This window comes from Pedobacter sp. 01T416_2 (genome assembly GCF_056398925.1).
Genome location: NZ_JBFTQI010000247.1, coordinates 1 through 7,427 on the forward strand (window position 1 = coordinate 1; position 7,427 = coordinate 7,427).

Genomic DNA, 7,427 nt, shown 5'->3' on the forward strand with positions numbered 1-7,427 from the left:
GCATCAGACAGGATCCCACAATTAAAAATCGATAGTATTTTACTCAGTCCACGACAAAACATGGAGCTTCCTTTCCAATGGGATGCTTTATACTGGCCTCAAAAATCAGGCTGGACTAATTTAGAAGTAAATCAAGCCATAGAGCCAGTATATATCTACAAAAAAACAGATTGGCTGGCACTCAAAAACCAACAAAAACTTGATGGAACCCGTCAGTTTATCAAAAACCTGAGTACTACTGAAGCCAAAAACAAATTAACAGATACTATTCTAGAGGAAGAATTATCACTTTGGTGGTTTTTTGCAGGGTTTCTGTTTGCAACTGGCTTTTTATGGTACGAATCAAGGATATTGGCGGTTAAATAAGTCGCGCGCTTACTGTCATTCTGAACGCAGTGAAGAATCCTCCTACAACGGAACAGTGCAATCTGATAAAGATTCTTCACTGCGTTCAGAATGACAAACCCCATTAATTGCTAATGCTCGTTTTTAACGAGCGTTTAATAACTCATCGTTTGCAGCGACGAAATCGTTTAACGATTTCTGCRCTCGTTTGGAAACGAGCGTAAGCATTAGCGGATCTAACAAAAAATCTCTTACTATAGATTTCTCCATTTCGCTACTGATGAAAAATCAGCAGCTTCAGTCGAAATGACGAAATTAACTTTACTAAAAACATCTTTTCACAAAAAACAGATCCTTTTTCAGCATTGAAACTAAAATGTTATAATCAATTTCCAATTTTCGCTTCACAATTGGCTATATTGAAAGCGTAAACTAACTAAATTCAACCAATTGAAAAGAAAAGACTTCCTCTACTTATCCGGAATGGGTATGGGTGCCCTACTCCTTCCCGACCTTTCTGCATTCGGAACTCCTATAGACCCTTTACAGGCCTTAGATGGAGTAGATGTTAAAATTAAAAAGGAACTGGCTGATGTTGCACTAAATGCGGCAAAATCAAAAGGTGCAACATATGCCGATATCCGCATCGGGCGTTATTTAAACCAGTTTGTAGCCACCCGCGAAAAACGTGTTCAAGGCGTAGCTAATACCGAATCGTATGGTGTAGGCATTCGTGTTTTAGCCAATGGCTGCTGGGGCTTTGCTGCCACAAACAATGTAACCAAAGATGCCATTGCCAAAGCAGCCGAACAAGCGGTTGCCGTTGCAAAAGCCAATGCCAAAATACAGGGCGAACCGGTTCAACTGGCTCCGCAAAAAGGTTACGGCGAGGTAAGTTGGAAAACACCAATCGAAATTAATGCCTTCGAAGTTCCGGTAAAGGAGAAAGTAGACCTGCTTTTGAATGTAAACGACGTGGCCATGCAGAATGGAGCCAATTTTGTAAACTCCGTTATTTTCGCGGTTAATGAGCAGAAATACTTCGCATCTACTGATGGCTCTTACATCGATCAGGATGTTCACCGCATTTACCCAACTTTTAACGTAACCAAAGTAGACCGCGAATCGGGTAAATTTAAAACACGTAATGCATTGAGTGCACCTTCGGGTAAAGGTTATGAATACATGCATGCCCGCCCTGAAGATAAAGTTACTGGTGTTGTAACCCGTTATAAAGGCCGTTATGATATGCTGGAAGATGTTAAAGAAGCAGCCCGTGTAGCAACAGAAAAAGTAAAGGCAAAATCGGTTGAGCCTGGTAAATACGATCTGGTTTTAGATCCTTCACACCTTTGGCTAACCATCCATGAATCTGTTGGTCACCCAACAGAATTAGACCGTGTTTTGGGCTACGAAGCCAATTATGCAGGCACCAGCTTTCTTACCTTAGATAAATGGGAATCAAAAAATTTCAAATTTGGCAGTGATAAAGTAAATATTGTAGCCGATAAAACCCAGGTAGGTTCGTTAGGTGCTGTTGGCTACGATGATGAAGGCGTAAAATGCAAAAAATGGGATCTGATCAAGAATGGGATACTCACAAGCTACCAGGCCATCCGCGATCAGGCACACATTATCGGCTTAACAGAATCAAATGGCTGTTGTTATTCGCAGGGCTGGGATGATGTTCAGTTTCAGCGTATGCCAAATGTTTCACTACAGCCAGGCAAAGAAAAACTGAGTGTCGATGATATGATCAAAAATGTTGAAAAAGGCATTTACATCATTGGCGACGGAAGTTTTTCTATCGATCAGCAACGTTACAATTTTCAGTTCGGCGGACAGATATTCTACGAAATTAAGGAAGGTAAAATTGCAGGTATGCTTAACGATGTAGCCTACCAGGCCAGTACGCAAGAGTTCTGGAATTCGTGTAATGCCATTTGCGATGAAAGCGATTACCGTTTAGGCGGTTCATTTAATGATGGAAAAGGACAGCCTTCTCAAAGCAGTGCCGTATCGCATGGCAGTGCCACTACCCGGTTTAATGGAGTTAATGTTATCAATACAGCAAGAAAAATATAATTATGGCCATATTAAGTAAAGAAGAAGCCCAGGCGATATTAAAAAAAGTAATCGGTTATTCGAAAGCCGATTTCTGTGAAGTAGGTTTAAACGGTTCTGATGGGGGAAATATCCGTTATGCCCGCAATGCGGTTTCTACCGCAGGGCAGATCAGTACCATGAGTTTAGGTGTAAGCTCCACTTTTGGTAAAAAAACTGGTTCGGCAACGATAAATGAGTTTGATGATGCTTCCTTACAAAAGGTGGTAAAAAGAGCAGAAGAACTGGCCATGCTGGCACCAGAAAACCCTGAGTTTATGCCTCCGTTAGGTCCACAAACTTTTCCAGAATCGAATACATATAATGCTAAAACTGCTGCCATGACTCCTGATACCAGAGCCGAAATGGTAGGAAAAAGTTTAAGTGTATCAAAAGCAGCTGGTTTAGATGCGGCCGGTTTCTTAGAAAACTCAACCCGTTTTAACGCGATCATGAACTCTAAAGGTTTGTTCGCCTACAATAAAGGCACTGATGTTTCTTTTTCGGTAACTGTTAGAAACAAGCAAGGAACAGGATCAGGCTACGTTGAGCAAGGCTTTAATGATCTCGACAAAATGGATACCCTGGCACTTAGCAAAATTGCAGCAAGCAAAGCCAATGGTTCTGCAGGTGCAAAAGCCATTGAACCAGGAAAATATACTGTTATTTTAGAACCACTTGCAGCCAGCGATATAATCGGTAATATGTTTAGGGGTTTTGATGCCAGAAGTGCTGACGAAGGCCGGAGCTTTATGAGCAAAAAGGGTGGTGGTACACGTTTAGGAGAGCAATTGTTCTCAGAAAACGTAAATATCTACTCTGATCCAATGAATACTGAAATCCCATCTTCTACATTCACAGGCGAAGGTTTACCGGTAAAAAGAACGCAATGGGTTGAAAAAGGGGTAGTTAAAAACCTGTCTTATTCAAGATATTGGGCTGCTCAAAAAAATGTTCAACCGCTTCCTTTTAGCCGCAGCATGGTCATAGAAGGTGGAACACAATCGTTGGAAGACCTGATCAAAAGCACTGAAAAAGGCATATTGGTTACCCGTTTCTGGTACATCCGTTCGGTAGATCCACAAACCTTATTACTTACCGGGTTAACGMGTGACGGTACTTTTTACATCGAAAATGGTGAGATTAAATTTCCGATCAAGAATTTCAGGTTCAACGAAAGTCCGGTAATTATGCTCAACAATGTTGAAGCTCTGGGTAAACCGGTGAGAACAGGGAGTGGATTGATTCCACCAATGAAAATCCGCGATTTTACGTTTACTTCTTTATCAGATGCGATTTAAATAACACGCTTACATGAGATGTCACCCTGAGCGGAGTCGAAGGGCATCATCCAATCGTCATTTCGAGCGGAGTGCAACGAAGTCGAGAAATCTGCCTAGATAGATCTCTCCATTCCGCTGCGCTTCAGTCGAGATGACGACTTTTCTTTTGGATCCGTCCAAGGTAGTAGAGTCGAAAGGCTTAATGTTACCATACAATAACGAATTAAAACAACTATAAAATTGAGAAGAAGAGATTTTTTATATATGACAGGTGTTGGCCTCGGCACCAGCATGATGCCCAATATACCTGCCTTTGGCAAAATTATTTCTGTTGAAGAATCTTTAACGCCTGTTGATATTGCCCTAAAGAAAAAAATGGCCGATGTTGCCCTCAACGCTGCAAAAAGCAAAGGTGCAACTTATGCCGATGTACGCATTGGACGGTATTTAAATCAGGTAGTGGCGACTAGAGAAACCAGGGTAGAAAACATCTCCAATTCCGAATCTTATGGTTTAGGTGTTCGTGTTATCGCCAATGGAAGCTGGGGTTTTGCCGCTACCAACAACATGGATAATGCCAGCATCGCCAAAGCTGCAGAAACTGCCGTAGCCATTGCCAAAGGAAATTCTAAACTCATGGAAGAACCTGTTCAATTGGCGGCGCAAAAAGGATATGGGGAGGTAAGCTGGAAAACACCAATCGAAATCAATGCCTTTGAGGTACCCATTGCCGACAAAGTTGACCTGCTTTTAAAGGTAAATAGCGAGGCGATGAAAGGCGGTGCAAAATATATCAGTTCCAATCTGTTTATGATCAATGAGCAGAAATATTTTGCGTCAACCGATGGTTCTTATATCGATCAGGATATCCACAGGATATGGCCAACCTTTACCCTAACCAAAACAGATGCGGCCAGTGGTAAGTTCGAAACCAGAAATGCCTTAAGTGCACCAATGGGTATGGGTTTTGAATACCTTAAACCAAAAGACGAAGAAAAAATTAAAGGTGGCCCAGTAACACTTTACAAAAAACGATACGATATTTTGGAGGATGTACGCGAAGCAGCTGTACATGTTGATGAAAAACTAAAAGCCAAACCTGTTGCCCCTGGCAAATACGACCTGGTTTTAGATCCTTCTCACCTATTCCTAACCATCCACGAGTCTGTTGGTCACCCGACAGAGTTAGACCGTGTTTTAGGTTATGAGGCGAATTATGCAGGAACCAGTTTCTTAACACTAGATAAATGGGAAAGCAAAAAATTCAACTTCGGGAGTAAAGAGGTAAACATCATTGGCGATAAACTAGAAGTGGGTTCATTAGGCGCAGTGGGTTATGATGATGAAGGCGTAAAATGTGGCCAATGGGATATTATTAAAGATGGGATTTTGGTGAATTACCAGACAATAAGAGATCAGGCACATATTTTAGGTTTGAAAGAATCACAGGGTTGTTGCTATGCTGATAGCTGGGATAGTATTCAGTTCCAAAGGATGCCAAATGTTTCATTAGCACCTGGAAATACTGCTTTAAGCGCGGCAGATATGGTTAAAAATGTAGAGAAAGGCATTTACATGTTTGGCCGTAACTCTTATTCTATCGATCAACAGCGTTATAATTTCCAGTTCAGCGCACAACTGGCCTACGAAATTAAAGATGGCAAAATTGTAGGCATGTTTAAAGACGCTGCTTATCAAGCCAATACACAAGAATTCTGGAATTCCTGTGTACAACGCTGCGATAAAAACGATTACAGGTTGGGTGGGACATTTTCGGATGGAAAAGGTCAGCCAGGACAAGCAAGTGCCGTTTCACATGGAAGTGCAACTACCCGTTTTAACGGAGTTAATGTGATTAATACAGGAAGGAAATTGGGGTAACTTGATTATTTTTTTGCAACTTTTCTCAACGCGATCGTCATGAGGTTGTATCATAAATATAGATTGTCATCCTGAGCCTGTCGAAGGGCCTGTTAAATACGCTTTGAGGTGTTTCGACAAGCTCAACATGACAGCATTTGAAGTGAAATCGCCTTTATGATACAATCTCATTTTTTATGCAAAATAGACCCTGATCCCGAACATTCGGGACAGGGTGACGACGCTAAGTAAAGAATAACAAAGGGGCATTCTATCCAGACATGCCCCTTTTTCTAACCAAATATAAACCTGTTATGAACCAGGAGTTTCTTTATACATCTTGATGATGTTAATGATGCGTATTAACACTAGCCCACAGAAAACCATATAGCATGGGTACAGGCCGTTTAAACAACTGTTATGCTTTAATGAAATCCCTAACAGGAAACGTGAGTTTACTTGTTATTGGTTAATTTATAATCTATTGCTAGATCAGTTTGAGCACTTTTTCCTATGGAAAGTTGCTAGAAGTTCAACGAGTACTGACTCTCCCTTCTTCTGTATAAATCAACTAATTAATGGTGGTGAATTAATTAGAGTAATAACCTAAACTAGTGGTGGTGATTAGTTAGGCCGTTCCTGATACCCCGGCAACTTATTGACTGAAATACATGACCACCATAATATTCTATCAAAAGGCCCCGGGGTACCAGGATTTTTAAATAAGAATATCTGAATGAAAACCTTTAGCAGGTGATCCGTATCTTAGCTTATATTAGCGGCAACAGCAGTTATACTGATCTGAATAATTGATCAGGGAATATGGCTGAGGTTGTCTGCGGAGTTTCATATTGAACGTAAATTTGCTGGTGAATTATTTTATTTTTTTGTAAAAGTATAAACTTCACTTAATTTAAACAAGTATTCCTATAGATTTTATAGATTTTATTTGTAAACGATTGATTTACAGAATAATAATTTGCAATTATTGACTTAAACTGGAGTTTGTCATTCTGAACTCAGTGAAGAATCTTTAATTATTAAAGATACTAAAGTCAACTGTAAGATCCTTCGTTGCACTCAGGATGACAAATTGAGAATGCGATCGTCATCCAGATTTGATAGCTATCTGATTTTTCCTGGATCTATCTACAATTTATTCACATACACAAACAACTAAAAATCAACAAATTAAGCCATAAAACAAGTTAAAAAACCACAAATTCTTCAAAAAAACTACTATTTCTATAGAAATTATAGTAATTAATTTTTACTTTTGCTGAGTCTTCTTCAAAAAGTGAATCTAAAGCTGCTTGAAAAGATCATATAGTCATGTGGCCGAGTGGTTAGGTAAAGGTCTGCAAAACCTAGTACGGCGGTTCGATTCCGTCCATGACGTCTAATACTTATCAAGAAAGACGTAGGGAATGGCCCTTTGATGTCTTAGCAACCTGTTTGATTAACAAGGTGCTAATTCCTTCTGCAATGGCAGAAAAGATGAGTTTGAAAACAGATCCCTTTACTGTTTTCGGCGAACGATCAATGGCTATCCCTTCCAAAATTGGAAACCTAAATTTAATAATATGTCAGTTTATTTTGATTATCCATCCATCAGGGATTTTTTCGAGATCCACGGAAACACTTCTTGCGAAAAATTAGATGATTATGAACATTGTAAGGCAGAATCAGAGCGGCTTTATAATGAACAGCTTAACGAGATCAATGAGGAAACTTCACATGATCAACCCAAAACCGACACTTAAAAATTATTCAAATCCTTAGCCTAAACGCTCCTTTAAATAACAAGCCTAAAATGTATTCAACACAACCCAGACT

General features: G+C 40.0%; 5 protein-coding genes, 1 tRNA gene and 2 riboswitches. All 6 genes read left to right on the top strand.

The window, feature by feature from the left end; translation table 11 throughout:
• Nucleotides 1-366 (top strand): hypothetical protein (locus tag AC1DPQ_RS12200; RefSeq protein WP_477609479.1); only part of this gene is annotated, 366 nt, incomplete at its 5' end.
• Nucleotides 367-795: 429 nt separating this feature from the next.
• On the top strand, nucleotides 796-2,430 hold the full coding sequence (locus AC1DPQ_RS12205; protein WP_477581268.1) for a TldD/PmbA family protein: 1,635 nt from the start codon (nucleotides 796-798) through the stop codon (nucleotides 2,428-2,430).
• A gap of 2 nt (nucleotides 2,431-2,432) precedes the next feature.
• Nucleotides 2,433-3,749: a TldD/PmbA family protein gene (locus AC1DPQ_RS12210; RefSeq protein ID WP_477609481.1), complete on the top strand. Its 1,317-nt coding sequence runs from the start codon at nucleotides 2,433-2,435 to the stop codon at nucleotides 3,747-3,749.
• 222 nt (nucleotides 3,750-3,971) lie between these two features.
• The gene (locus tag AC1DPQ_RS12215; RefSeq protein WP_477581272.1) at nucleotides 3,972-5,612 is read left to right on the top strand and encodes a TldD/PmbA family protein; all 1,641 of its coding nucleotides are present in this window, start codon (nucleotides 3,972-3,974) and stop codon (nucleotides 5,610-5,612) included.
• Between the two features lie 450 nt (nucleotides 5,613-6,062).
• A riboswitch (SAM riboswitch) is annotated at nucleotides 6,063-6,160 on the bottom strand.
• A gap of 759 nt (nucleotides 6,161-6,919) precedes the next feature.
• Nucleotides 6,920-6,990 (top strand) — tRNA-Cys (locus AC1DPQ_RS12220).
• Nucleotides 6,991-6,994: 4 nt separating this feature from the next.
• Nucleotides 6,995-7,095: riboswitch (SAM riboswitch) on the top strand.
• 79 nt (nucleotides 7,096-7,174) lie between these two features.
• Nucleotides 7,175-7,354, top strand: coding sequence for a hypothetical protein (locus AC1DPQ_RS12225; protein ID WP_477581273.1), 180 nt, complete (start codon nucleotides 7,175-7,177; stop codon nucleotides 7,352-7,354).
• Nucleotides 7,355-7,427 lie beyond the last annotated feature (73 nt).

What these genes read in the sequence shown, in the direction of transcription:
- AC1DPQ_RS12225 (WP_477581273.1), top strand. Translation starts at nt 7,175, where the DNA reads ATGTCAGTTTATTTTGATTATCCATCCATCAGGGATTTTTTCGAGATC.